This window comes from Trichlorobacter thiogenes, from assembly GCF_900167465.1.
GTDB lineage: Bacteria > Desulfobacterota > Desulfuromonadia > Geobacterales > Pseudopelobacteraceae > Trichlorobacter > Trichlorobacter thiogenes.
The window spans coordinates 43,313-67,107 of the sequence record NZ_FUWR01000005.1 but is presented as its reverse complement, the minus strand read 5'-3'; the positions used below and the strand labels follow the sequence as shown (position 1 = coordinate 67,107).

The following is a 23,795-nucleotide window of genomic DNA, read 5'->3' as shown; positions in this document are numbered from 1 at the left end:
ATGGCACTGTTGTTGTGCGGGGCAACCGCAAGCTGGGGCGCTGATTACCTCTATTTACCCCAGCCGTTTAACGGCGAAGCCGGTGAAGGGGTGCTGGTGCGGGAGGTTACGGTTAAGAAGGGTGACAACCTTTCGCGGATCTCCAAGAGGTATTCTGGCCGTGATTACTACTATCCCCAGATTCTGCTCTTTAATGATATCAAAAGACCCCATTGGATTCAGATCGGACAGGTCCTGCGGGTACCGCTTTCCCGCAAAGCCGCCGCGAAACTTGGCCAGCAGGCTGTAGAAGAAAAAAAGCCGGAGCAGAAGTCTCTTACCCATGAGTTGACCGTGGATGTTCCTAAGAAGAGATCTGAAAAGCAGCGCCCCTCTGCTGGTGCCAAGGGCGAGTACAATGCCTATAACCGTGGGCTTGAAGCCTACAAAAAGGGTGATTGTGAAACAGCCATTGCCCAGTTTGATCAGTTTATCAGCAGCTACCCTTCATCGGCACTGCTACCTGAAGCTACCTTGAACCGGGCGGAGTGCTATCTGAAGCTTTCGGCAAAATAGAACGACACTGTCGTTGTCTGCTTAACAAAAGAACGGGCACCCCAATCAGGGCGCCCGTTCTTTTGTTGTTTATCCTTAAAACAGCAGTTTCTCACGCAAAGCCGCAACGCTCGCAACGAAAACCAAACAGTTACAGAAACATTCAGATACATCCGTTTGGTGAGAGGCTTTGTTTATGCAAGATTTTGCTTTTATTGCGTAGCGTCGTTGCGCCGTTGCGTGAACTGCTTTTTTTAGTTTTATGGTTATTCTTCCCGTTAGGGCCAGGTAATTACAAATCCCCGCATCCTGCCCCCCTGGGCATCCCGATACTGTACCAACTGTAGACCGGCCAGCTCACCACGGCGGATCTCATAGCCTTCCTTGATCTCTGAAGAGGTGGGGCGCATTACCGTCGCACCGGCCAATTCTTTAAGGATGGTGGTGTAAAAAGATTCCTGGATACCGGCGCCACTGCGGTCAATGACCTGAATCGCCTTGATGGCGCCATCCTTTTCGCGGAAAACACGGTATTCACTGGTCTGGCCGCGATAATTTTCCCAGCCGGGATTGTCTTTGCCATAGCCCAGCTCCAGACCTTCTTTGGGAATAAAGCTTGGCAGACTGCGGGGACGTCCGGTGCCATGGGAGGCAAGAGCCGGTTTCTGCTCTGGTTGAGGAGCAGCAGCGGGGGCTGCCGGAGGTGGCGTTGGCGCCGCTGCTTTTTGTTCTGCAGCAATCTTGGGAGCTGGTGTTGTCGTGCGGTTTGAACGATGCTGGAACAGGCTTACGGCCACCACCACAACCAGTGTGACGCTGATCAGCATGAACGATGTTTTGCGATACCAGGGCTGCGGCTCTTCAAAATCTGCAATCAGATGCGGTTCCTGGTGCAGGTCCCTGATCTGCAGTTCTCGTTCGCGGTGGCTGAACGGTGCGGCTACAGGTTCAGGTTGGAGGGTGTCTGATCTGGTGTCGAGCTGCTTGCTGAAATCAGAAATAATCGAGAGACCGGTGCGGCGCGGCATTTCGTAGGTGAGTGGAGTTGCCGGTTGTTCCTCATCTGCTTCAGCATCACCTGCTGCATCAGATAGCGGGGGCTGCTGCTCCAACGGCAGTTCTGGTTCCTGTGCAGGGGCAGCAGGCTGGCTAAGAGCTGCAATCTCCTGCTTTTTTGCGGGCTGGCGCTGCAGGATTCGTTCGAGTGCCTGCTCCAGCTGCGTATCGTCCAAAGCCGGGTCCAGGATGGTTTCAAACTGTGCAGAGGTGTCAACATCCAATGTTGCTGAGCTGCTGATCAGACCAAAGCGGGCCTTGTGCTGACCCAAACGGGATTTAAGGTGCTTCTGCAGAATATCGGCCGACAGACCGGAAAGGTGATTCTGGATAATCACCACGACCGGTTTGCGGCTTTCAAGCTCCTCAATGCCGCGATGAATCTCGTTGACCACGACCAGATCAGGGTACTGTTGGACCAGGCGTTCAAAAAAAACAGTCATGCGCGGTATGTCAGTGATGGCAACTATCTGCATGGGTGTCCTGTGTGTATCCGGGTTAAATGTTTAGGGCTCCTAGCCGGCTAAGGCTGCCTTGGCCCGTTGGATCCGGGCCACTGCCTCTGGTACCCCTAACGCCATGACAATCTCACCAATACCAGGGGCCTGGGTGCTGCCGGAAAGTGCTATCCGCACCGGCTGGCCAACCTGGGGCATCTTCCAGCCACCTTCTGTGCAAATTTCCTTGAACAGTGCATCGCACTCTGCGGCAGTGGTGATTGCTGCAGCTGACAGTTTTGCGGCAACTGCCGTAAAGACCGCTGCCAGATGGGGTTTCTCAAACTTGGCCAGGGCTGCCTCATCATAGCTTTGGGGTACCTGATAGTAGAAAAGAGCCCGCTCGGCCATCTCTTCCAGGGTCTGGGCCCGTTCCTGCAGGGTGCTGATTACCCCGGCAAGATCAGGGGCTGTTGTGTCAGTTACACCACGGCTGGCCAGGTGTGGTTTCAGCAGCTCTGCCAGTCGGGCAGGATCGCCGGTCTTGATGTAGTGGGCGTTCAGCCAGTTCAGCTTGTCCGGGTTAAAGACAGACGGAGAACGGCCCACATTGGCGATATCAAACTTCTGTACCATCTCTTCACGGCTGAAGATCTCGTCATCGCCATTGCTCCAGCCAAGCCGTACCAGATAGTTGTTCAGCGCCTCCGGCAGGTAGCCCATATCACGGTAGGCGATTACGCTGGTGGCTCCGTGGCGCTTGGAGAGGCGGGCCTTGTCACTGCCCAGGATCATCGGCACATGGGCAAAGATCGGTACCGGATAGCCCAGTGCTTCGTAGAGTTGAATCTGGCGGGGGGTGTTGTTGACATGGTCATCGCCACGAATGACATGGGAGATCCGCATCAGGGCATCATCAATCACCACGCAGAAGTTATAGGTGGGGGTGCCGTCAGTACGGCTGATGATCAGGTCATCCAGTTCAGCATTGGGGAAGGCGATCCTCCCCTTGATCAGGTCATCAAAGGCGGTTTCTCCCTCTTCAGGGGCCTTGAAGCGGATTACGTGGGGCTGATCAAGCGGTTGATCCTGGCGGTGGCGGCAGGTGCCATCATATTTGGGCTTGCGCCCTTCTGCCATGGCTGCCTCGCGCTTGGCCTCCAACTCTTCCGGTTTGCACCAGCAACGGTAGGCCTTGCCTTCCTCTAACAACTTCTGCACATGCTGCTTGTAGAGCGGAAAGTTGTCGGTCTGAAAGAACGGCCCTTCATCACAATCCAGCCCCAACCACTCCATCCCCTGTAAAATAGCATCCACCGACTGCTGGGTGGAACGCTCGGTATCGGTATCCTCAATCCGTAGGATAAAGGTGCCGCCAAAGTGGTGGGCGTAGAGCCAGTTAAACAGGGCGGTGCGGGCGCCACCAACATGCAGGTAGCCGGTGGGGGATGGGGCAAAACGGACACGCAGATCAGACATCGGGGGAAACTCCTGAAAGATTTTTGATAGTCCTGCTTAATGATAGTATTGGCAGACAAGATACTACAGAACGTATTCGCAAGATACGCACTTTTTTTGACCAAGGTCATGCATTATCTAAAAGGACTGCTATACTCTTCATACCATACAAACGACCAAAACGCATCTGATGAGGATGTACCTAACCCAAAGGAGGATTCGAGTATGAGTATGTTCTGTAACCAATGTGAGCAGGCAGCAAATGGAACCGGCTGTAACATTTCCGGTGTCTGTGGCAAGAAGCCTGATGTGGCAGCCCTGCAGGACCATCTGTTATACGGTCTGAAGTCTGTCGCCCTGTATGCTGATAAAATGGGACGTGATGCCGAGATCGACCGCTTTACCATTGAGGCGCTGTTCAGCACCGTCACCAACGTGGATTTTGATCCTGAAGATATCGGCAAGCTGATTCAGAAATGCTACCGGTTGAAGGAAAAGGCCAAGGCAGCCTCCGGCGCTGCAATCGCCTGCCCGGTTGCTGATTGGAAGCCTGCGGCCGACCTGGCCGGCATGGTGGCTCAGGGTGAGCAGCACGGCATCAACACCCAGCATATTAACGAAGATATCCGTTCCGTGATCGAGATCCTGATGTACGGCCTGAAAGGGATGTCTGCCTATATGGATCATGCCATGATCCTGGGTCGCAGCGATGACGCAGTAATGGCCTTTTTTCAGAAGGCGCTGGCAGCCACCACGGATCCGGCTCTTGGTCTGATGGATTTCGTTGGCCTTTGCATGGAGTGCGGCAAGCAGAACCTGACGGTCATGGCCCTGTTGGACACGGCCCACAACGAGACCTACGGCGCACCGACCCCGACCTCGGTTAACCTGGGCACCAAGGCAGGCAAAGGGATTCTGGTTACCGGTCACGACCTGAAGATGCTGGAAGAGCTGCTGAAGCAGACCGAAGGCAAGGGGATCAACATCTATACCCATGGTGAGATGCTGCCTGCCCACGGTTATCCCGGCCTGAAGAAGTACCCCCATCTGGTGGCCAACTATGGCGGCGCATGGCAGGATCAGGCCAAGGAGTTCCCTAACTTTCCCGGCGCCATCATCTTCAACACCAACTGCATCCAGCGTCCGGCTGATTCCTACAAGGATCGTCTCTATACCTGGGGACTGGTGCAATGGCCAGGCGTAACCCACATCAGTGGCTGGGATTTCTCCGAGGTGATTAACAAGGCGTTGGAGTGCCCAAGTCTGCCGGAAAATCCGGGCCAGGAGATCCTGACCGGCTTTGGTCACAAGGCAGTTCTGGGTGTGGCTGACAAGGTGATCGCAGCGGTCAAGGCTGGCCAGATCAAGCATTTCTTCCTGGTGGGCGGTTGCGACGGCGCGAAATCAGGTCGTAACTACTACACCGAGTTTGCCGAGAAGGCACCCCAGGATACCGTGATCCTGACCCTGGCCTGCGGTAAGTACCGCTTCAACAAGCTGGAGTTTGGCGATATCGGCGGTATCCCCCGTCTCCTGGATATCGGCCAGTGTAACGATGCTTACAGTGCCATCCAGATCGCGGTGGCCCTGGCAGGTGCCTTTGAGTGTGGCGTGAATGATCTGCCGCTCTCCATGATCCTGTCCTGGTACGAGCAAAAGGCGGTGGTGATTCTGCTGACCCTCTTGTCACTGGGTATCAAGGATATCCGCCTCGGACCTTCACTTCCGGCCTTTATTACGCCAAACGTACTGGCCTTCCTGGTGGAGAACTTCAATATTATGCCGATTACTACGGCAGAGGAAGATCTCAAGGCCATTCTGGGGTAGAAGGGCAACGATCTTTTTTCGCCCTGATGCAGGTCAAGCAGCGGGGTGAGTTGTGCGGCGTACTGCTTAGTACGCCGCACAACTCACCCCTTGCTTACCCCGCACAGGCCGAAAAAATCTTCGTTGCAAACGTTCAACTGTTTATGAAACATTTTAGAAAGCGGGCAGTCCCTTGGCGGGGCTGCCCGCTTCTGTTTTAATAACGCAACTGAAACTTTACATCTCCGTCACATACCTGTAACATGCCCTCGCTTGTCATGATCTGTCAGTTGTCTGCATTGAAAAAGGAGAGCAGCATGTTTGGATTGATCCCGAAGGAAGAGAAGTTCTTTAAGATGTTTCAGGATATGGGCGTGATCATTACTGAAGGTGCCCAGCAACTGAAGGTGATGTTGGATGATTACGTTGATCCCCTTGCCAGTCAACGTCAGATTAAAGATACCGAGCATAAAGGTGACAACCAGACCCACCTGATTATCAAGACCCTCAACAAGACCTTTATTACCCCCCTTGACCGCGAAGATATCTATTCGCTGGCCTCGAAACTTGACGATATCATTGACCTGATCGATGCCTCGGCCCAGCGTTTCGTAATGTACAATGTTGAGAAACCGACCCCGGAGGCACAGCAGCTGGCCTTTATTATCCTGAAGTGCTGCCAGACCGTTGAGCGGGCACTGAAGCATCTGGGCGGCAAGTTTGAGGATATCAATGACTGCTGTGTCGAGATCAATGCCCTGGAAAACGAGGCAGACCGGGTCTGCCGTGAGGCGATCAGCCGCCTGTTTGATGAAGAAAAAGATCCGATCAACCTGATCAAGTGGAAAGAGATCTACGAGACGCTGGAAAAGGCCACTGACAAGTGTGAAGACGCTGCCAATATTCTTGAAAGCGTGGTAGTGAAAAATGCCTGATCTTGCCTTGATCATGCTGGTGCTGGTGATTGTTGCCGCACTGGCTTTTGATTATATCAACGGCTTCCATGATACCGCCAATGCCATTGCCACCTGTGTCTCTACCCGTGCCCTGTCGGTTAAGGCTGCCATCTTCATGGCCGCCTTTCTGAACTTTGCCGGTGCCATGGTTTCAACCAAGGTGGCATCAACCATCGGCAAAGGGATTGTCGATGCGAATAATGTTACGCAACTGGTGGTGCTGGCCGGAATTCTCGGGGCCATTATCTGGAACCTGATTACCTGGTATTACGGTATGCCCTCCTCTTCATCCCACGCCATTATTGGTGGCATCATGGGGGCGGTTATTGCCCATTCCGGCACTGCCACGCTGCATTGGAAGGGGTTGCAAAAGATCGTGATGGCCTTGATTCTTTCACCGATCATCGGTGTTGCCATCGGCTTTGTATTTATGATGATTGTCATGCGACTGTTTCATGACAGCAATCCTGGGCCACTGAATAAAAATTTCCGTAAGTTACAGGTTGCTTCAGCCGCATTTATGGCCTTCTCGCACGGTACTGCCGATGCTCAGAAATCAATGGGTGTTATCACCATGGCCCTACTTTCCTATGGCCTGATCCCCTCTTTTGATGTGCCTACCTGGGTCAAGATCTCCTGCGCCATTGCCATGGGTCTGGGAACTGCTGCCGGTGGCTGGCGGATTATCAAGACCATCGGCAAGGACTTTGTTAAATTGCAGCCAGTGCATGGGTTTTGTGTTGAAACCGCGGCAGCCGGTGTTATTCTCGGCGCTTCCTCCATCGGCATGCCGGTCAGTACCACCCATGTCATCACCTCAACCATTCTGGGGGTGGGGGTTTCCAAGCGGTTGACCGCAGTTAACTGGAACGTTGCCAAGCGGATTGTCTGGGCCTGGGTTCTAACCATTCCGGCAGCGGCGTTGGTTGCCTTTATGACCTATCAGGTCTTGCTGCCACTACTTGGCTGAGTTTCTTCTGTGGCGAATTAATGGTCTGTACAAGGCTGCTTCTGTTTGGAGGCAGCCTTTTTGCATTCTGCCACAAACTGTTTGCACCGGCGTAACAAGCCTGTAACCTTGCTCTGATACTGTTACAATCTAAAATAAGCTGTTTTCTGGTTTAGTGGCACAGGAGATGACCATTATGAAGAAGGTGTTGATCGTTGAGGATGAGCGTGATCTGGCGGAGTTGCTGGCCTATAACCTTGAAAAAGAGGGCTATCAGGCGCTGGTGACCGGAACCGGTCTGGAGGGGTTGGAGACCGCCCGGCGGGAGTTGCCGGATCTGATTCTGCTGGATCTGATGCTGCCCGGCATGATGGGGACCGAGGTCTGTTCATCCCTGCGCCACAGTGACAAGACCCGTGGCATCCCGGTGCTGATGCTGACTGCACGGGGTGACGAGATTGACCGGGTGGTGGGCTTTGAGATGGGGGCCGATGACTATATCGTCAAGCCGTTTTCCATGCGGGAGCTGATGCTGCGAATTCGTGCCATTCTGCGACGCAGCGGTCAGGAACCGGTCAACACGGAACGGCAGATCACCATGGGGACGATAGCCATTGATTGTGGCAGTCATCGGGTCACCGTGGCCGATGCAGAGATTGAGCTAACCAGCACAGAGTACAAACTGCTGCTCTATCTGGCTGAGCATAGCGGGCGGGTCATGAAGCGTGAACTGCTGCTGCAGGATGTCTGGGGCTATAATTTTGTGGGTGATACCCGTACCGTGGATACCCATGTAACCCGTTTGCGGAACAAGCTGGGGGATGCCGGTGAGATGATCAAGACCGTGCGTGGCTTTGGCTATAAGCTGGAGGAGTAGACCATGTCATTTCGCTGGAAGTTGTTTCTATCGTATATCTCCCTTTCGCTGCTGATTGCCGGTGGCGGGTTCGGCTATGTCAATCATCTGCTGGAACAACGGCTGCTGGATGAAAGTCGCTTAAATCTCCAGCAACAGGCCAAGCTGGCCAAGCTACTGGTTGAACAACAAAAGGAGCTCCCTCCCCAGAAGCTTGCCCACAAACTGGGAGCAGCGATCAAGTCGCGGGTTACCCTGATTGCAGCCGACGGTCGTGTGCTGGGTGAATCAGACCTGCGTGATGACCAGCTGTCCGGCATTGAGAACCACCTAATGCGGCCGGAGGTGCAACAGGCCCTGAAGACCGGCAGCGGCAGCGCCATTCGCTATTCAGAAACGGTACGGGCTACCATGCTGTACGTGGCCCTGCCGGTTGCAAGCGGTCAGGCGGCGGTGCTGCGGCTTGCCCTGCCCCTTGAATCGTTTGACGCAGCTAAAGAGAACCTGCATGGCCTGCTGGGCGGTACGTTGATTGCGCTACTGATCATCTCGCTGATTTTAAGCGTCATTTTCTCAAAGATCACGGCCCGTCCGCTTCGTGAGATCGCCGATGCTGCGGCCCGGATCGGTATTGGTGAGCGGGGTGTGCGGGTGCCCACCGGTAAAGGTGAAGAGATCGATTATCTGGCCCGAGTCCTGAACGAAATGGCTGCCCGGATTGAAGATCAGATGCACAAACTTACCTCGGAACAGCAGCGTCTGGCTGCCATTCTGCGGGGCATGGGTGAAGGGGTGATGGTGACCGATACCCAGGGGGCCATTATTCTGGTCAACCCGGCCTTCCGCAAACAGTTCGGCCTGCCTGGCGAGGTGGAAGGCCGACCACTGGTGGAGGTCTGCCGACATCCTGATCTGCTGCAGGCCTTTGAGGAACAGCGTGAATCCGGTGATGAAGTGACCTGCGAGATCACCATCCCTGCCACCAATCTGGTGCTGATGGCCCACTGGGTGCCGCTGTCTGGAGAACATGGCAAGCGCGGTACCGTGGCGGTCTTCCACGATATAAGCGATATGAAGCGGATTGAGACCATGCGCCGTGATTTTGTGGCCAACGTCTCCCATGAGCTGCGCACCCCGGTGGCGGTCATCAAAGGCTATGCCGAGACCCTGCTGGATGGCGCGCTGGAAGATGTACCTGAGCGGGGGCGACATTTTGTCTCCATTATTGCCGGTCATGCCGAGCGGCTGACCAGCCTGATCAATGATATTTTGACCCTGTCCAAACTTGAAGCGCGGGATGCCGCTTTGGCCCTGCATCCGCTGGACCTGTGCGGAACCATTCGTAAGGCCCAGATGCTGATGGAAGATCATGCCCGTACCAAGGGGATCCGGTTGACTGCTGCCTGCCCGGAATCAATACCCAAGGTGCTGGCAGATCAGGGGCAACTGGAACAGGTGCTGCTGAATCTGCTGGATAACGCCATCAAGTACACCCCGGATGGCGGTGATATTGCGATACGGACCCGTCAGGAAAACAAGCGGGTGGTAATTGAAGTCAGCGACACCGGCATCGGTATCCCCCCCAAAGACCTGAAACGGATTTTTGAACGATTCTACCGGGTTGATGAAGGACGTAGCCGGGAACAGGGCGGCACCGGCCTGGGGCTGGCCATTGTCAAACATATTGTCCAACTACATGGCGGCGAGATTGCCGTGACCAGTGAGGCGGGCAAGGGCAGCACCTTTACGGTAACACTGCCAGCGGCTTGAACTCTTGGCAAAATGCGTTAGACTCTACGAAGAGGAGACTACCGATGGAGATCTATCTGGTACGACATGCAGAGGCGGTAGAACAGGCTGAAGGGCTTGAGGACAGTACACGCTGGTTGACTAAAAAAGGGCGTAAGGCCATGCAGAAGGCGGCCTCTCGTCTGCATAAAAAGCGGGTGCGGCCTGATCAGATCATTACCAGCCCCTTGACCCGGGCTGTGCAGACAGCAGAACTGCTGATGGCTGAAGTTGGCAGCCATGCCGAGCTGTCGGCTGATAGTCGGCTTGCGCCGGAATCTACTGCTGATCAGGTGGTGGAGCTGCTGCATAGTCGTCAAAAGCTGAAGAGTATCATGCTGGTGGGACATGAACCATTGCTGAGTCAGACCGCTGCCCTGTTGCTGGGTAAAGAGCAGGTGGCCGGATTGGGTAAAGGGAGCTGTCTCTGTCTGGAACCGCGTCTAAAACCGGGCAAACCGGCCCGTTTTCTCTGGCTTGCACCAGCCGGCGGCAAGCTGATCAGTTCAGTAAAGAAAGTCCTTGTCCCTGTCCAATAGTCCGCATAGAACGGTTCAACCGCCGTTACCCGGCAGCCGTCAGCTGCTGGAGGCCTTTGCTGCCTGTCTTACCTCCCGTTGGGATGATCTCCTGCAATTACGCCATCAGACCCTGAACTGTTTTGATGTTGAGCATATCCACGATCTGCGGGTGGCCAGCCGTCGTCTGCGTGGCGCGGTTGAACAACTGGGGCCGTTTATCGGAACAGAACGGATGGACCGCCTGCGGCGGCCTATCAGACGCCTGACCCGTGAACTTGGACTGGTGCGGAATCTGGATGAAACCCTGCTCTATCTGGAAAAGACCGGCGAACAAGGGCTTGAGCCGTTGCTTGCCTCATTGGGACAACAGCGGAAACAGGAGGCGGCCCAGGCCAGACGTTTACTGGAAACGCTTGATTGCATGAAGCTGGAACGCCAGCTCCGTGCTGCGGCAACAGCGCTGGTGACACCGGATAATATCGCTTCGCAGGGGCTGCTGGCGCTGTTGTCCGAACGCAATCTGGCCTTGTACTACCCGATCCATGCCCTGCTGCCGTTGGTGGCTGCCCCAGAGATGGTGGAGGAACGCCATGCCCTGCGGATTGCGGTCAAAAAGTGGCGCTACTTCACCGAGCTGCTCCATGCTATACTGGGTGGCAAGCAGCAGGTCTTACTGGATCAGCTGCGCCAGTATCAGTCAGTGTTGGGTGATATGAATGACCGGGTGGTGATTGCAGCCCTGCTACAGGGGGCGGCTGATCTGCCGGAACCGGTGCGGGAAAAACAGCTGAAAAATATTGCCAAAGAACAGCGTAAACTGCTGAAGAAGTTGTGTGATCTGCTGATTGCCAACCCGATTGCCTATTGTTTTGAGCTGTAGGGAGTATCCATAATGACCAAAGACCGTCTTGCCGCCATAGATATCGGTACCAACTCCATTCGTTGCATCGTGGTTGAATGTAATCAAGACGGTAGTTTTCGTATTCTTGATGACGAAAAGGATACGGTACGGCTGGGAGAGGGGATTGCCGAGACCGGCGAGATCTCCGCTGCAGCGGTGGCACGGGCCGAGGCAGCCCTGATCCGGATGCACAAGCTGGTAACCGGCCTCAAGGTCAAGGCGATTGATGCGGTGGCCACCAGTGCCATGCGTAAATCAGCCAATGGTCCGCAGTTGGTTAAACGTTTTTCCGAACTGCTGGGGAGCGAGATCCGGGTCATCTCCGGCGATGAAGAGGCCGCCCTGGCAGCCCAATCAGCCCTGCGTAACTTTGATACCCACGGCAAACGGTTTGGTGTGCTGGATGTGGGTGGCGGCAGTGTTGAGCTGATCACTGCCCAAGGTGTGCATGTGGAGGAGTTCTACTCTTTTGAGCTGGGCGCGGTGGTGATGACCGAGCAGTTCCTGAAGGCTGATCCGCTCCGCTCCACCGACTACCGCAAGTTTCAGAAGCATATCCGAGATACGGTCAAGAAGCAGCTGGATGGGGATAAGCTGACCCTGCCGACCCTGATCGGCTCTGGCGGTACCATCAACGCCATTGCCCAGATGGCCCTGCAACTGCGTCGCAACCCGGTGGAAGGGGTGCATGGGTTGGAGGTGCTGCGCTCAGAGGTGGTGCATCTGCTGGCCATGCTCCAGCGTCGTGACCTCAAGGGACGCCGTGAGGTGCCGGGGCTTACGCCGGACCGGGCTGATATTATCGTGGCCGGTGTCGGGCTGGTGGATACCATGATGGAGCTGTTTAACGCCAACACCCTGTTGGTAAACAGCCACGGTATCCGGGAAGGGATGATCGTCGAGGCGATCAAAAGGCGCGGTCTGGCGCCGGATGCACCTTCGCCCCGTTCCTGGCGTGAATCAGTGGTCAGCTTTGGCCGATCCTGTCAGATGGATGATATGCACTCCCAACAGGTGGCAACCCTGTCACTGGCCCTGTTTGACGGGTTGGCCGATAGCTATGGGCTGAAAAAACGTGAACGGGTGCTGCTTGAGGCAGCTGCCCTGCTGCATGATATCGGCTACTACATCAGCTACCACAGCCACCACAAACATTCCTGCCACCTGATCCGCCATGCCGACCTGTTTGGCATCACCCCTCGTGAACGTGAAATGGTGGCGGTCATCGCCCGTTATCACCGCAAGTCGTTGCCCAAAAAGAAACATGATGAATTCCAGCGTCTCACAGTCAAGGAACAGACAACGGTGATCAAGCTGGCTGGCATCCTGCGGTTGGCCGATGGGCTTGACCGGCGGCGCTGCTCAACGGTCAGCGGTCTGCAATGTTGCGTTGAAGGCAGTCTGGTGCGGCTGACTCTGTCCGGTACTGAAGATCTGGCCGTGGAACTGTTTGGTGCCAGCGCCAAAAAAGACCTGTTTGAAAAGGCCTTTGGTCTGCAGGTACTGTTTGCAACAGAGGGTTGCCTGCCATGATGCGCTATCAGTTTACCGCCTTTGCCATTGGCGGCGATCTTGACCTGAACCGTCTGGCAACGCGATTGGGGATTGATCGCAAGTACCGCTGGGAAGAACCGATGCGGCTGAATCCGGTTACCTTCACCCCTTCTGCAGCAGGTGACGGGGTCTGGGTCTACCTCTATTATTTCGGCGGTATGGTCTTTCTGAACTGCAGTGACGACATTGTTGCCCGCTGCATTGAAGGGTTGAAGCAGCACCTTGAACAGCTGAAGGAACAGCCCCAGCTCCCTTTCCGTGAAGACTATCAGCTGGAGATCAATCCGGCTGCTGAGCCCTCCATAACCAACGACAGCGCCAGTATGCCGGAGTTCAAGCAGGAGCTGCTGGAGATCATCTGTTTTGTGATTGCCAAGTCGGTTGCCCTGGAGCGGATTGAAGAGCATGTGGATGCGGTCTTTGACGAAGTCGGCGTCATGATCAACCGCCTGGGGCAGGGTGTGCTGGAACTGCCGGACAAGCGGCTTGCCAAACTGGCCTCAGTGATACTGGGCTTCAAATACACCTCAATCGCCCATATCATGGTGCTGGATAAGCCGGAAAGCACCTGGGATGACGCTGAGGCAGACCGCTTTTACCTGACCATCTCCAACCTGTTTGAACTGCGTCCCCGCTATCAGGAGATCAAGCACAAGGCAGAAACTCTGATGGATGTCACCGATGTCTTTTCAAACCTCTCCCATGCCCGCCGCTCCGCCCGCCTGGAATGGATCATTATCATCCTGATCGCCTTTGAGATCATTATGGCCCTCTGGCAGAAGTTCTGGGGTGGTTGATGTCTTTTTTGGTAATCACTCTTGTTATTGCGGGAATCTGTGCTAGTTAAAAAAGATAACGTATTTTTTGATAAGGACGATATGTGATGAAGAAGCGCAGCGTATTGTTGATGACCATGTTTGTTTTTTTGTGGTCAATACTACCAGAGATATCTATGGCTAACCCTTCTTCGAATTTGTCAACAATTAGCCTTGCCGGAGTTGTAAAAGACCGCGTAAATGCCTCGGTGGCAGGTGTCCTGGTTGAAGTTGATGGCAGCCCCACATTATTTAACGTGACTGACGAAAATGGTTTTTTTGTTGTGTCTGGCATTCCTCAAGCGGCACTCTTTCGTCTCAAAATAACGAAGGTTGGCTACCTGCCTGTTTATACCCAGTATTATTCATCTTCCCAGAGTTTTGATAACTCAAACTATCCTTATTATCTCTTTACCCCTGACGAATTAGAACTATTACCAGGGCGTAGTGCTGTCATAGTGGGCGTAGTTGATAGCAATAGTGGGTCTCTACTTAGCGGTGTTTCTGCTAGTACTAATGTAGCGACGACCCAGATTATGTATGTTGATGCAGCTTCGCATAATATTGTTCCTGGTACGGAGACTGATTTAAGCGGTGTCTTTGTGGCCATTGTTCCCTCTGCTCATGAAGTTACACTATCCGGCATGAAGTATGGGTATTTCATGAACAGCCTGACCACTACGGTCCCAAATGGTTCAATTATTGAAGCTGTATTGCCGCTTTCTCTCAGACCTACATATTCCCTGACTTTGCAGCAAACAGGCTCTGGGAATGGTTTTCTTTCCAGTTCCCCTGGGGGTACATGCACCGAACCTTCTTGTACTATTTCTATAGTTGCCAACCTGGGCTCGACAATAACTGCAGTTCCAAGCGATAATTCAAGTTTTGGCGGGTGGGTGGACAGTAATTGTTCAGGCCAGAGCAATCCGTGCGATATTTGGATGAGCGACAATAAAACAGTCATTGCATCTTTCTCTTTGCAGCCGTTTAAAATAGAGGGTGCAGCGAGATATTTTTCTTCGTTAGCGGAAGCCTTTTCTGCTGTTCAGAATTATGAGACAATTTTTGCACAGAAAAGCTACACTCCAACAGGAACCACCTTTAACCGACCGAATGTGTTGGCCACTTTAAAAGGTGGTTTTAATGATTCATTTAATAGCTCAACTAGGGAAGTAAATGATTTTACTTTAATCGATGATACGCTGGTTGTCAGTCACGGGACCCTCGTTGTGGATCAGATCATCATAAAATAGCCTGAAACAATTTGTGCAACGTTGTAATTGATTAATCAGGTTGCTCTTGCGGGCTGTTTTGAAAGCGCTATGCCCCTCTAGCGAAGAAACTGGGGTAGTTGACGTCTTAGTGATGCCTGCTACACTTGGGACGAACCGAGGAGGTTCGTCATGCTTCCCAACGCCCCACCACAGGTACGATTGGCTGCATTGCGTATTGTCGGCATTTACGCCTTCTTTGCAGCGGTCTGGATTCTTGTTTCCGACACTATTGTTGGTTGGTTGGTGTCTGACCATGACACCCTGACCAGGATTGCGCTTTTCAAGGGCTGGCTGTTTGTCCTGCTTACCTCGTTGATCCTCTATAAACTCATCTATTCCGATAACCTGAAACTGGCAAAGGCAACTGCCCTGTTGCAGGGTAGTGAAGAGCGCTTTCATACCATTTATGATTCTCTTAACGACGCCGTATTTATCCATGATGCAGAGTCAGGGCGTATTCTTGACGTGAATGAGACCATGTGTCGGCTCTACGGTTACAGTCGAGATGAGGTGCTGAACAAAGGTCTCTATCAGGTAGGAACGGGAGAGTCGCCCTATAGCGAAGTTGAGGCACTGGAATGGATTCAGCGTTGTGCAGAAGGCGCTCCCCAGACCTTTGAATGGATCACCACCACAAAATATGCCAGCCGTCTGTGGGTTGAGGTCAGCATGCGCCGGGCAACCCTTGACGGTGAAAACCGGATTGTGGTGATGGTACGGGACATCTCTGAACGCAAGCGGGCTGAAGAACAGCTCAGTTTGCAGCAGGCACAACTGGAGGAGCTGAACCACACCCTTGAAATGCGGGTTGCTGAGGCGATTGCAGAGTTGCGTCAAAAGGATGAACTGCTGTTACAGCAGAGCCGCCATGCCGCCATGGGAGAGATGCTGAACAATATTGCCCATCAATGGCGGCAACCATTGAACAATATTGCAATTTATGTCCAAAGCATGCAGCTACTGAAGGCCTCTCATGAGCTGACCGACGAGCAGATTCAGAGCGATGTCCAGAACATCATGGCAATCATCAATTATATGTCGAAGACCATTGATGATTTTCGTACCTTCTTCAGAAACGAAAAACAGAAACATCCGTTTTCAGTTAAAGAGGCGGTCAGCAAGGCGATCAGCTTTGTCTCGGCGCAGATGGAACATTACGGCATAAGCTGTCAGTTGAATGTCCATGACGAGCTTATGGTCAACGGCTATCAGGCCGAGTATATTCAGGTGGTGCTGAATATACTCAACAACGCCATTGATGCGCTAAATCACAGCATCAACCCGGATAGACGGATTCTGGTCAGAATCAGCGCAGAAAACAACAGGGCAGTCCTGTCGGTTCAGGACAACGGCGGCGGGATCGCCCCTGAAGCGTTGCCTCACATCTTTGAACCGTACTTCACCACCAAAGGGCCGGGGGAAGGAACCGGCATCGGTCTCTATATGGCAAAGACCATCATTGAGAAGCATATGGCTGGCAGCCTGTCGGCACGGAACAGGTCCGAAGGGGCAGAGTTCATTGTCAGTTTGCCGTAGGCTGCCAGCCACTGAAAGCTTTGTGAATAATGCATAGACGTAAAAAACCGCATGGTCCCTTTGGCAGGGCGATGCGGTCACAGGAAGCAGGTGTCAGTGTCATCACTGGCTTCAGATCGGTGATACCTGCTCTTCAAGCTGGCTGCAGCCTGACAGACAGAGCCTGCCGGTGTTGCCATTGCTGGAATAGATGCTTTTCAGCTCAGCGCCACAGGCGTAGTTGATGATCTCCATTTTGAATTTGGGCAGGACGTTGTCAATGGTTTTAGAGACCGCCCTGCTGCCGCACTCCAGACAAAATTCCTTTAGATTTTTCATGGTTTGTTTCCTCCCTACGATTTGAATGTATGAAGGAAATGTAGCATGCAGATGTGTCAGACAGGTTGAGCTGTCCTGAAGGTTGTGCAACGCTTTTCAGGTCACCAGTCGATCAAGTTCTGCTGCAAGCTGCTGTATATCAACCGGTTTGGCAACATATCCATCAAAACCGCTACTCAAGAACTGTTCCCGGTCACCACGCAGGGCGTGGGCGGTCAGGGCGATGATCGGCATATGCTGCCCGGTCTGCAGCTCGGCTTCACGGATAATGCGGGTAGTCTCATCGCCACCAAGAACCGGCATGGAGATATCCATCAGGATGCAATCATACCTGCCTCTAAGCAGGCAGTCCAAGGCCTGTTGGCCATTGCTGGCCAGCTTAATCTGGTGTCCGAGCTTCTTCAGCATAGCGATAAGTGTGGCGGCGTTCAGTTCATTGTCTTCTGCAAGGAGCAGTTTGAGGCTTCTTGTGCCATTGCTGCAGGTCTGCGCAGCAGGCTCGGGTTGCTGCGTCTGTTGTTCTGTAGGTAGCTCAAACGGCAGTTCAACCAGGAAACAGCTGCCTTTTGCCGGTTCTGACTCTGCCCAGATTCTACCCCCCATCAGTTCTGCCAGGCGGCGACAGATGGTTAAGCCTAATCCGGTGCCGCCGTATTTGCGGGTGGTGGAGTTATCGGCCTGCTCAAAGGGGGCAAAGATTCTTTCCAGTGCTTCAGGCGTCATGCCGATACCGGTGTCCTGCAGTGACAGCTGGAGTTTCAGGCTGCTACCCAGACGTTCGATTGTGCTGACGGTCAGGGTGATACTGCCGGTTTCGGTAAACTTGATGGCGTTTGCCAGCAAGTTCAGCAGAATCTGTTTGATCCGCAGTGGGTCGCCAAGCAGGAAGTCAGGAAGTTCATCAGCAATATTGGTGGTAAATTTGAGTCGTTTCTGATGTATCTGAGAGATCTGGGTGGTAATCACTTCCTGGATACTCTGGCGCAGTGAGAATCTGGTGTTTTCAAGTGTGATCTTGCCTGATTCAATCTTTGACAGATCCAGAATGTCGTTCAGCAGTGACAACAGGTTTTTGGTGGAGCTATCCAGGCACTGCAGATACTCCTGCTGTTCCGGGTTCAGGTCGGTAAATTGCAGTAGCTGCGCCATGCCGATGATGCCGTTCATCGGGGTGCGGATCTCATGGGACATATTGGCGAGAAACTCGCTCTTGGCGCGGTTGGCAGCGTCGGCTGCCCTGCGGGCCTGCTTCAGTTCTTCTTCGTACTGCTTGCGCTCACTGATATCACGGGTGATGTTCAGCAGGCACTGCTCGCCATTTACGGTAATAATGCAGGCCGACATCTGTCCGGTAATTATTGATCCGTCTTTACATCTGAACTGTGTTTCAAGGTTTTTAACAACGCCGTACTGCCTTATCGCTTGCACCAGTCGCTGACGGTCTTCCGGGAATACCCAGATGTTCAGATCAAGGGATGATTTGCCCAGTACTTCTTCAGCTTGGTAACCGACTATACTGGTGAAGCCCTCATTAACCTCCAGATAGGTGCCGTCTGTGAGCCGGTTGAGGTTGACGGAGTCTGGAGAAGCCTTGAAGGCACTGGCAAACTTTTCTTCAGACAGGCGTAATTGTTCTTCAGCCCGTTTTCGCTCCGTTATATCCCGGACAAAATTAAGCAGGCATTCCTCACCATTAATCATAATCAGTGCGGTGGACATCAGGCCGATTTGAATCTGGCCGTCCTTGCGTCGGAATTGTGCCTCCATATTTCGAACAGATCCCTTGTCCCTGATCTGCTGTACCATCAGATCCCGATCAGTCGGGTTTACCCAGATGTTCAGATTAAGAGAAGACTTGCCGACGACATCTTCCGACCGGTAGCCGAGCTGCTCGGTAAAACTCTCGTTGATATCCAGGAATACGCCGTCTCGGAAGCGGGTCAGGGAAAACGCATCGGGTGATGATTTGAAGGCGGTTGAAAATTTTTCTTCAGACAGTCGCAGCAGTTCGTAGGCCCTGGTTCGTTCAGATATATCACGGGCGACTCCCAGTACGCCGATCAGTGTGCCCTTACTATCAAACATGGGGGTTTTGATTGTCTCAAATCGGCCATGGTAGCCGCTTGCAGCAAAGGTCAGCCATTCCTCGTTAACGGTTGGCTTTCCTGCTTCTGCTGCCTTACGGTCGTTGGCGCGGAAAAAATCACCCAGTTCTTTGTCAACAAAGTCGTAGTCAGTCTTGCCGATAATGTCAGATTCTTTTGCTCCGTACAGGTCTTCAAAGCGGGGGTTACAGACAAGGTAGACGCCTTCTGGATCTTTAAGCCAGACCAGGTCTGGCAGGGTTTCAATCAACGTTTTTTGGAACTGTTCATTTTTTTTAAGCAGTTGAACAGCTTGATTGTGTTCACTGATCTCAGCTCCAAGTCGTTGATTGGCTTCCAACAGACGCAGATTAAGTCGTCTGATACTGAAAAAACGCCATATCAGTGCCCCTGCCAGGAGCAGGATACCGCTGCTACCCACCACCATTACAGCACGCTGTACGGTCCACCACGGTTTGGGTTTACCCATCCAGTGCTGGAAAATTTTTACATGTTCAGGTGATTTGTGAAAGGCCTTGATGGCATTGTTGAGTTGAAGTTGCAGAATCTGGTTGCCGGGATGCACTGCTATGGCACGTCGTGACTCCAGTGCCGGTGGTTCAATCACCCGGATTTGATCGTCCAGGCCGCTTTTCTCGGCCATCTGCATAATGGTGCTTCTAAAGGTCAGTACCAGATCAAGCTGGCCAGACACCAGATCAACCAGCAGATGCTGCAGACTTTCATAGGGAATGACCGTAATGTCGTTGCGTTCCCGCAGCATGCTGTAGGCGGTGCTTTTGTTCATGACCCCCACCCGTTTGCCGGGTGTCAGGCCTTTGGTGCTGTGGTCTGTGGCGCGTACTAAATAGTTGATTGGCGCGACATCCAGCACCTCAGTGAATAGAAACTGTTTTTCTGTTGCCGGGTTAATCACCCGTAACGGAATCAGGTCTGCCTGACCTTTTGCCACCAGCTGATCTACCTCATCCCACGCCTTGGCAAAGCGGTATTCAACGGTAAACCCGCCATGGCGGGCCAGGGCATTGGTGATGTCAACGGCCAGTCCGGCAGGCTTGCCGGTGGCAGGGTCACGGAAATAATAGGGGGCAAGGTCGGTGGGAATGACGGCGATCAGCGGTTTGGTAACCGGCGGTGCAGCAGTGGTGGCTGCTGTAAGGGCCTTCCCCTGCAGGCAGAAGAGTAGAAACAGCAGGATTCCTATGATGCAGCTGCTACGTTTCATGAGCTGGCCTCTAGTAGCGGTAGCCGTACAAGCTCTTCTGTAACACAGTTTTTTGATAAAACAACCGGCTGTTCTGCAATTTCTACCCGGTTCCTGCCCTTGTGCTTGGCCTGATAGAGTGCGGTATCGGCCCTGGCTACAAACTCTTCAGGTTCTTCTCCATACCAGTATTGGGTTACCCCGAAACTGACCGTTATTTTAAGGCCATTGCCAAAGTCAAACTGTTCGATCGCCTCACGCAGGATTTCAGCCAACTCTGCTGCCTTGCATACATCATTTTTAGGGGCCATGATGACAAACTCTTCCCCGCCCCAACGGCTGAAAATATCGTAATTCCTGATTCTGCCTGAAATCAGCTCTGCAATTTTTTGCAGGACATGGTCGCCGGCGGCATGTCCCAGGGTGTCGTTAACCTGCTTAAAGTGATCTATGTCCATCATAATCAGCGATAGTGAAGAGTTGTAGCGGTAGGAGCGGGCGATTTCGGCAGTCATCAGGCCATCAAACATCCGGCGGTTATAGATGCCGGTCAGATAGTCGATCCGGGCATGGTTAGCCAGCAGCTCATTGGCCTGTTTCAACTCTTCCTGAGATCGGCGACTGTCAATGATTTCCCAGGTGACATCTGCCAGATACAGCACCTCTTCGGCATCCTTCAGCGTGTAGTCGCTTTCTTTGTTGCCTACCCCCAGTACTGCCACAATCCGCTCATCCCGAATTACCGGCACCACCAGCTCACGCATCACCGGCGCATGGCCCGGCGGCAGCCCCTTTTTGTTGGGTAGACCGGCATAGTCATTATGGATAGCTGGTGCCCTGGTCTGGATGCATTCTGCCCAGACACCGGCCTGTTCAACACCATAGTGCATGCCGTGCCCTTCAGCCCTGCAGAACTCCTGCAGGGTACGGGTGGACCAGGCTTGCAGGGTCAGGGCCTGTTGGTCAGGGTCAACAAAGTGGTAGAATCCGATCGGACTGTCGCTGATCCGGCAGACTTCATCAAGGCCGTACTGCAGCAGTTCATCCACCGTATGCATGGTGGCATATTCCAGCAGTTCATAGCGGATCTGCACCATCGCCTCTGCCCGTTGTGCCTGCTTTTCAAACAAAGACTGGCGCCGGTGCAGTAGAAATAGCCCGATTGAGCTGCCGATGCAGGCCACCAGAAACAGCAGCCCCTGAAAGATCGCCTCATTTTTCCAGCTTTCCAGGACTGCATCCGGGCTGCGGCTGATGATGATCACCAGCGGTTTATCCATTTTAAGTTCTTTGGGCTGGAGGGTCAGCAGGGCCACCATACGGTACTCGCCGGTGGCATAGGCGGTGTCGGTAAAGATGTTTTCCGGCTTGCCGCTCTCTTTATGGCGGGTAAACAGGGAACCGGGTACGGCCAGATTTTTGCCAACCTGCCCCTCGCGATACGGCATGGTCATGAAACGGAGGCCGTCACCATGGTTAATGGTGTTCCACATATCCGGTGCATAGAGGGTTGATGCGAGAATCGTTTCAAAATAGTCAGGATCGACTCCGGCGGTGACAATGCCGTTAAACGAACCGTCAGGAGCGGGGATGATCTTGGTAAGATCAAAGACGTATCTGTTCAGGACTGATTTGAAGGGAGGAGAGATATAGAGTGTATCAGGATCAGGATGTCGGCGCGGTTCATCAAAAAACTGTCTGGTTGTGACGTTACGTCCGATCAGTTCCTGTCGGTTAGAGGCCAGAATAGTCCCTTTGGCATCAGTATAAAACAGGGTGCGCACGCCGGGCATGGCATCGGCCAGTACGCTTAGACGTTTGTTGGCTTGTGCATGATTTTGTGGGCGATGCAGCTCCGGCAGATCATCAATAATTCCCTCAAGAGTCAGGCTGGTTGCCGTAAGCTGACGCTCGATATTTTTGTCGATTACTCTGGCCTGGTTTGTCAGCCTCTGATGTTCCTGGCTGATAATCCGCTGACGCATGGAAACCAGATTGTAGGCAACAATACAGCCAAGCAGGGTAAGCGCAACAGAGAGTGCCAGCCAGTGTTGACGCATTCTGTATTGTGATGATCGGTCCAGTGTTTTGCTCATCGTTCTGGAAAGCCGATACAGGTATTGGGCTGGTGTTGTGGCAGGTGGCTCTGGAGTAATGCTTCGCATGCCACCACCAGTTGTTCCATATTCTGATGATGGGCTGCCAGGGCTGTACCGGCAACACTTACGGTGCAGGCAAGTGAGTCTTCAGCCGCAACAACTCGTATCTGTGCAGCCTTTTCCCGTATCCGTTCAGCAACCGGCAGGGCATCGGTAACTGCAGATTCTGATAGCAGGATGCCGAAGGAGTCTTTGCCGACCCGGCCGATCAGGTCTGTGGTGCGTACCGATGCGCGACAGATCTCGGCCAGTTGCTGCATGTACTGGTTGCCGGCCGGATAACCGAAGCGGTCATTAACCTCTTTAAAGTGGTCAATATCCACAATCAACAAGGTCATGGATCGCCCGTAACGCAGAGCTGCGGCAATGTCACGATTTCCCAGTTCAAGCAGGATTTTACGGTTATACAGACCGGTAATTCTATCATTTATGGCGTAGGCGTAGATCTCTTCTTCCAGCCTCTTTTGGCGGGAGATGTCTTCCATGACCCCTACATAGCGGGAGATGCCGTTGTGGTGGTTGCGGATCGGTGCAATATGGAGGTGTTGCCAGTAGCACTCACCGTTCTTTTTGCGGTTAAGCAGCTCGCCGCTCCAGGCATAGCCCCGGCTGATGGTGCTCCAGATGCTTTGATACAGCTCAGGGGGGGTCTGGCCGGATTTGAGAATCCTGGGGTTGGCGCCCACAAGTTCTTCGGCAGTGTAGCCGGTCATCTCTTCCGCCCGTTCGCTGACATGCTCTATGGTGCCCTGGGTGTCAGTGACCAGAATCAGGTTGGGTGATTGGTTCATGGCGGCAAAGAAGCGGGCAACCTGTATCTCTTTATGCATGCGGGGCGAAAGGTCTTGGGCCAGAAACACCAGATAGGTGCCTTTGTCCTGTTTCACCAGGGTTAGGTGGGCCTGTATCCAACGTTCTCGCTTGTCAATGGTTACGGTAATGTCGCGACGGATCTCCCGCCCTGTCTCAATCACCTCGTCTGCCATGGCAAGCAGGCCAGAATCACGCCACCAGTCAGTTTGTCTAAAATTGCCCTTGCAGCCGTCCCAGCTTGGACAGCCCATCAGACGGACCATGGCCATGTTTTTATGGATACATTCGCCGGTGGTACGGAAGGTGGCAATGGCCACCCCGCTCATATTGTTAATCGGATGCAGCGCAAACGCCTCGTCACTGCCACCTGATTTGAGTTGGGTCAGCCTGAAATTATTCAGGAAGCGGTAGCTTTTGTCTCCCTTGTCAAAGTAGATCGGATAACCGGCTGCCTGCAGGTGGTTCAGATAACGGTAGATGGTGCGGACCCCGACATGAAAGTCCTGCGCCAGCAGCTCTGGGTTCAGTTGTTCTCCGGTATCAAGCCGTTTCAGTATGGCAGTGAGTGCATCAATTTTATTGGCATACTTGTACATAAAAAGGGCGTTGTCCTTTGGAGATGCAGGATTTTCGACGTAGTTGTAGGGGAATTATCCTGATTTTAACGGATAGCTATAGCAGACTTCGGTGACAGGTGTCTGTCACTTTAAAAGGAGTTGTTTAAAATAATCTTATTTGTTGTGACGAATGGTTGA

At 53.2% G+C, this 23,795-nt stretch carries 18 protein-coding genes; 12 read left to right on the top strand and 6 right to left on the bottom strand.

The window, feature by feature from the left end; translation table 11 throughout:
- Entirely contained in the window at positions 1-555 is a 555-nt protein-coding gene (locus B5D39_RS06190) for a LysM peptidoglycan-binding domain-containing protein (protein WP_161947434.1), read from the top strand.
- A 257-nt stretch (positions 556-812) separates the two neighbouring features.
- Here the strand turns inward: B5D39_RS06190 and B5D39_RS06185 are convergent, their stop codons facing one another.
- The gene (locus B5D39_RS06185; RefSeq protein WP_078789536.1) at positions 813-2,066 is read right to left on the bottom strand and encodes a hypothetical protein; all 1,254 of its coding nucleotides are present in this window, start codon (positions 2,064-2,066) and stop codon (positions 813-815) included.
- 39 nt (positions 2,067-2,105) lie between these two features.
- Positions 2,106-3,506 (bottom strand): glutamate--tRNA ligase, encoded by a 1,401-nt coding sequence (gene gltX / locus B5D39_RS06180; protein WP_078789535.1) that lies wholly within the window; start codon positions 3,504-3,506, stop codon positions 2,106-2,108.
- A 204-nt stretch (positions 3,507-3,710) separates the two neighbouring features.
- Between gltX and hcp the strand changes: the two genes are divergently transcribed.
- From hcp to B5D39_RS06125, 11 genes are all read left to right on the top strand, one after another.
- On the top strand, positions 3,711-5,312 hold the full coding sequence (gene hcp, locus B5D39_RS06175) for a hydroxylamine reductase (protein ID WP_078789534.1): 1,602 nt from the start codon (positions 3,711-3,713) through the stop codon (positions 5,310-5,312).
- 296 nt (positions 5,313-5,608) lie between these two features.
- On the top strand, positions 5,609-6,226 hold the full coding sequence (locus B5D39_RS06170) for a DUF47 domain-containing protein (protein ID WP_078789533.1): 618 nt from the start codon (positions 5,609-5,611) through the stop codon (positions 6,224-6,226).
- The gene (locus B5D39_RS06165; RefSeq protein WP_078789532.1) at positions 6,219-7,217 is read left to right on the top strand and encodes an inorganic phosphate transporter; all 999 of its coding nucleotides are present in this window, start codon (positions 6,219-6,221) and stop codon (positions 7,215-7,217) included. The genes B5D39_RS06170 and B5D39_RS06165 overlap by 8 nt, the downstream gene beginning before the upstream one ends.
- 175 nt (positions 7,218-7,392) lie before the next feature.
- On the top strand, positions 7,393-8,073 hold the full coding sequence (locus B5D39_RS06160) for a winged helix-turn-helix domain-containing protein (protein WP_078789531.1): 681 nt from the start codon (positions 7,393-7,395) through the stop codon (positions 8,071-8,073).
- 3 nt (positions 8,074-8,076) lie between these two features.
- The gene (gene pnpS, locus B5D39_RS06155; protein WP_078789530.1) at positions 8,077-9,822 is read left to right on the top strand and encodes a two-component system histidine kinase PnpS; all 1,746 of its coding nucleotides are present in this window, start codon (positions 8,077-8,079) and stop codon (positions 9,820-9,822) included.
- Positions 9,823-9,866: 44 nt separating this feature from the next.
- A complete protein-coding gene (sixA, locus tag B5D39_RS06150) occupies positions 9,867-10,379 on the top strand; it encodes a phosphohistidine phosphatase SixA (RefSeq protein ID WP_078789529.1) in 513 nt (170 codons plus the stop codon).
- Positions 10,363-11,241 (top strand): CHAD domain-containing protein, encoded by an 879-nt coding sequence (locus B5D39_RS06145; protein WP_078789528.1) that lies wholly within the window; start codon positions 10,363-10,365, stop codon positions 11,239-11,241. The genes sixA and B5D39_RS06145 overlap by 17 nt, the downstream gene beginning before the upstream one ends.
- Positions 11,242-11,253: 12 nt before the next feature.
- The gene (locus B5D39_RS06140) at positions 11,254-12,795 is read left to right on the top strand and encodes a Ppx/GppA phosphatase family protein (RefSeq protein ID WP_078789527.1); all 1,542 of its coding nucleotides are present in this window, start codon (positions 11,254-11,256) and stop codon (positions 12,793-12,795) included.
- Positions 12,792-13,613 carry an RMD1 family protein gene (locus B5D39_RS06135; protein WP_078789526.1) on the top strand — a complete coding sequence of 274 codons (822 nt, stop codon included), beginning with the start codon at positions 12,792-12,794 and terminating at the stop codon, positions 13,611-13,613. Before B5D39_RS06140 ends, B5D39_RS06135 begins: the two co-directional genes overlap by 4 nt.
- Positions 13,614-13,699: 86 nt before the next feature.
- Positions 13,700-14,884: a carboxypeptidase-like regulatory domain-containing protein gene (locus B5D39_RS06130; protein ID WP_078789525.1), complete on the top strand. Its 1,185-nt coding sequence runs from the start codon at positions 13,700-13,702 to the stop codon at positions 14,882-14,884.
- 150 nt (positions 14,885-15,034) lie between these two features.
- Entirely contained in the window at positions 15,035-16,441 is a 1,407-nt protein-coding gene (locus B5D39_RS06125) for a PAS domain-containing sensor histidine kinase (RefSeq protein WP_078789524.1), read from the top strand.
- A 111-nt stretch (positions 16,442-16,552) separates the two neighbouring features.
- Here the strand turns inward: B5D39_RS06125 and B5D39_RS06120 are convergent, their stop codons facing one another.
- From B5D39_RS06120 to B5D39_RS06105, 4 genes are all read right to left on the bottom strand, one after another.
- A complete protein-coding gene (locus tag B5D39_RS06120) occupies positions 16,553-16,759 on the bottom strand; it encodes a hypothetical protein (RefSeq protein WP_012468681.1) in 207 nt (68 codons plus the stop codon).
- A gap of 96 nt (positions 16,760-16,855) precedes the next feature.
- Positions 16,856-20,089 (bottom strand): PAS domain S-box protein, encoded by a 3,234-nt coding sequence (locus B5D39_RS06115; protein ID WP_078789523.1) that lies wholly within the window; start codon positions 20,087-20,089, stop codon positions 16,856-16,858.
- On the bottom strand, positions 20,086-22,164 hold the full coding sequence (locus tag B5D39_RS06110; protein WP_161947433.1) for a diguanylate cyclase: 2,079 nt from the start codon (positions 22,162-22,164) through the stop codon (positions 20,086-20,088). The genes B5D39_RS06115 and B5D39_RS06110 overlap by 4 nt, the downstream gene beginning before the upstream one ends.
- Positions 22,161-23,636: a diguanylate cyclase gene (locus B5D39_RS06105; RefSeq protein ID WP_078789521.1), complete on the bottom strand. Its 1,476-nt coding sequence runs from the start codon at positions 23,634-23,636 to the stop codon at positions 22,161-22,163. The genes B5D39_RS06110 and B5D39_RS06105 overlap by 4 nt, the downstream gene beginning before the upstream one ends.
- Positions 23,637-23,795 lie beyond the last annotated feature (159 nt).

Excerpts from the sequence above, each read along its gene's own strand:
- B5D39_RS06170 (WP_078789533.1), top strand. The coding sequence starts at position 5,609 with ATGTTTGGATTGATCCCGAAGGAAGAGAAGTTCTTTAAGATGTTTCAG.
- B5D39_RS06115 (WP_078789523.1), bottom strand. The coding sequence starts at position 20,089 with ATGAAACGTAGCAGCTGCATCATAGGAATCCTGCTGTTTCTACTCTTC.
- B5D39_RS06125 (WP_078789524.1), top strand. The coding sequence starts at position 15,035 with ATGCTTCCCAACGCCCCACCACAGGTACGATTGGCTGCATTGCGTATT.
- B5D39_RS06165 (WP_078789532.1), top strand. The coding sequence starts at position 6,219 with ATGCCTGATCTTGCCTTGATCATGCTGGTGCTGGTGATTGTTGCCGCA.
- gltX (WP_078789535.1), bottom strand. The coding sequence starts at position 3,506 with ATGTCTGATCTGCGTGTCCGTTTTGCCCCATCCCCCACCGGCTACCTG.
- B5D39_RS06135 (WP_078789526.1), top strand. The coding sequence starts at position 12,792 with ATGATGCGCTATCAGTTTACCGCCTTTGCCATTGGCGGCGATCTTGAC.
- sixA (WP_078789529.1), top strand. The coding sequence starts at position 9,867 with ATGGAGATCTATCTGGTACGACATGCAGAGGCGGTAGAACAGGCTGAA.
- hcp (WP_078789534.1), top strand. The coding sequence starts at position 3,711 with ATGAGTATGTTCTGTAACCAATGTGAGCAGGCAGCAAATGGAACCGGC.
- B5D39_RS06105 (WP_078789521.1), bottom strand. The coding sequence starts at position 23,636 with ATGTACAAGTATGCCAATAAAATTGATGCACTCACTGCCATACTGAAA.
- B5D39_RS06185 (WP_078789536.1), bottom strand. The coding sequence starts at position 2,066 with ATGCAGATAGTTGCCATCACTGACATACCGCGCATGACTGTTTTTTTT.
- B5D39_RS06120 (WP_012468681.1), bottom strand. The coding sequence starts at position 16,759 with ATGAAAAATCTAAAGGAATTTTGTCTGGAGTGCGGCAGCAGGGCGGTC.
- B5D39_RS06140 (WP_078789527.1), top strand. The coding sequence starts at position 11,254 with ATGACCAAAGACCGTCTTGCCGCCATAGATATCGGTACCAACTCCATT.
- B5D39_RS06160 (WP_078789531.1), top strand. The coding sequence starts at position 7,393 with ATGAAGAAGGTGTTGATCGTTGAGGATGAGCGTGATCTGGCGGAGTTG.
- B5D39_RS06110 (WP_161947433.1), bottom strand. The coding sequence starts at position 22,164 with ATGAGCAAAACACTGGACCGATCATCACAATACAGAATGCGTCAACAC.
- B5D39_RS06190 (WP_161947434.1), top strand. The coding sequence starts at position 1 with ATGGCACTGTTGTTGTGCGGGGCAACCGCAAGCTGGGGCGCTGATTAC.
- B5D39_RS06130 (WP_078789525.1), top strand. The coding sequence starts at position 13,700 with ATGAAGAAGCGCAGCGTATTGTTGATGACCATGTTTGTTTTTTTGTGG.
- pnpS (WP_078789530.1), top strand. The coding sequence starts at position 8,077 with ATGTCATTTCGCTGGAAGTTGTTTCTATCGTATATCTCCCTTTCGCTG.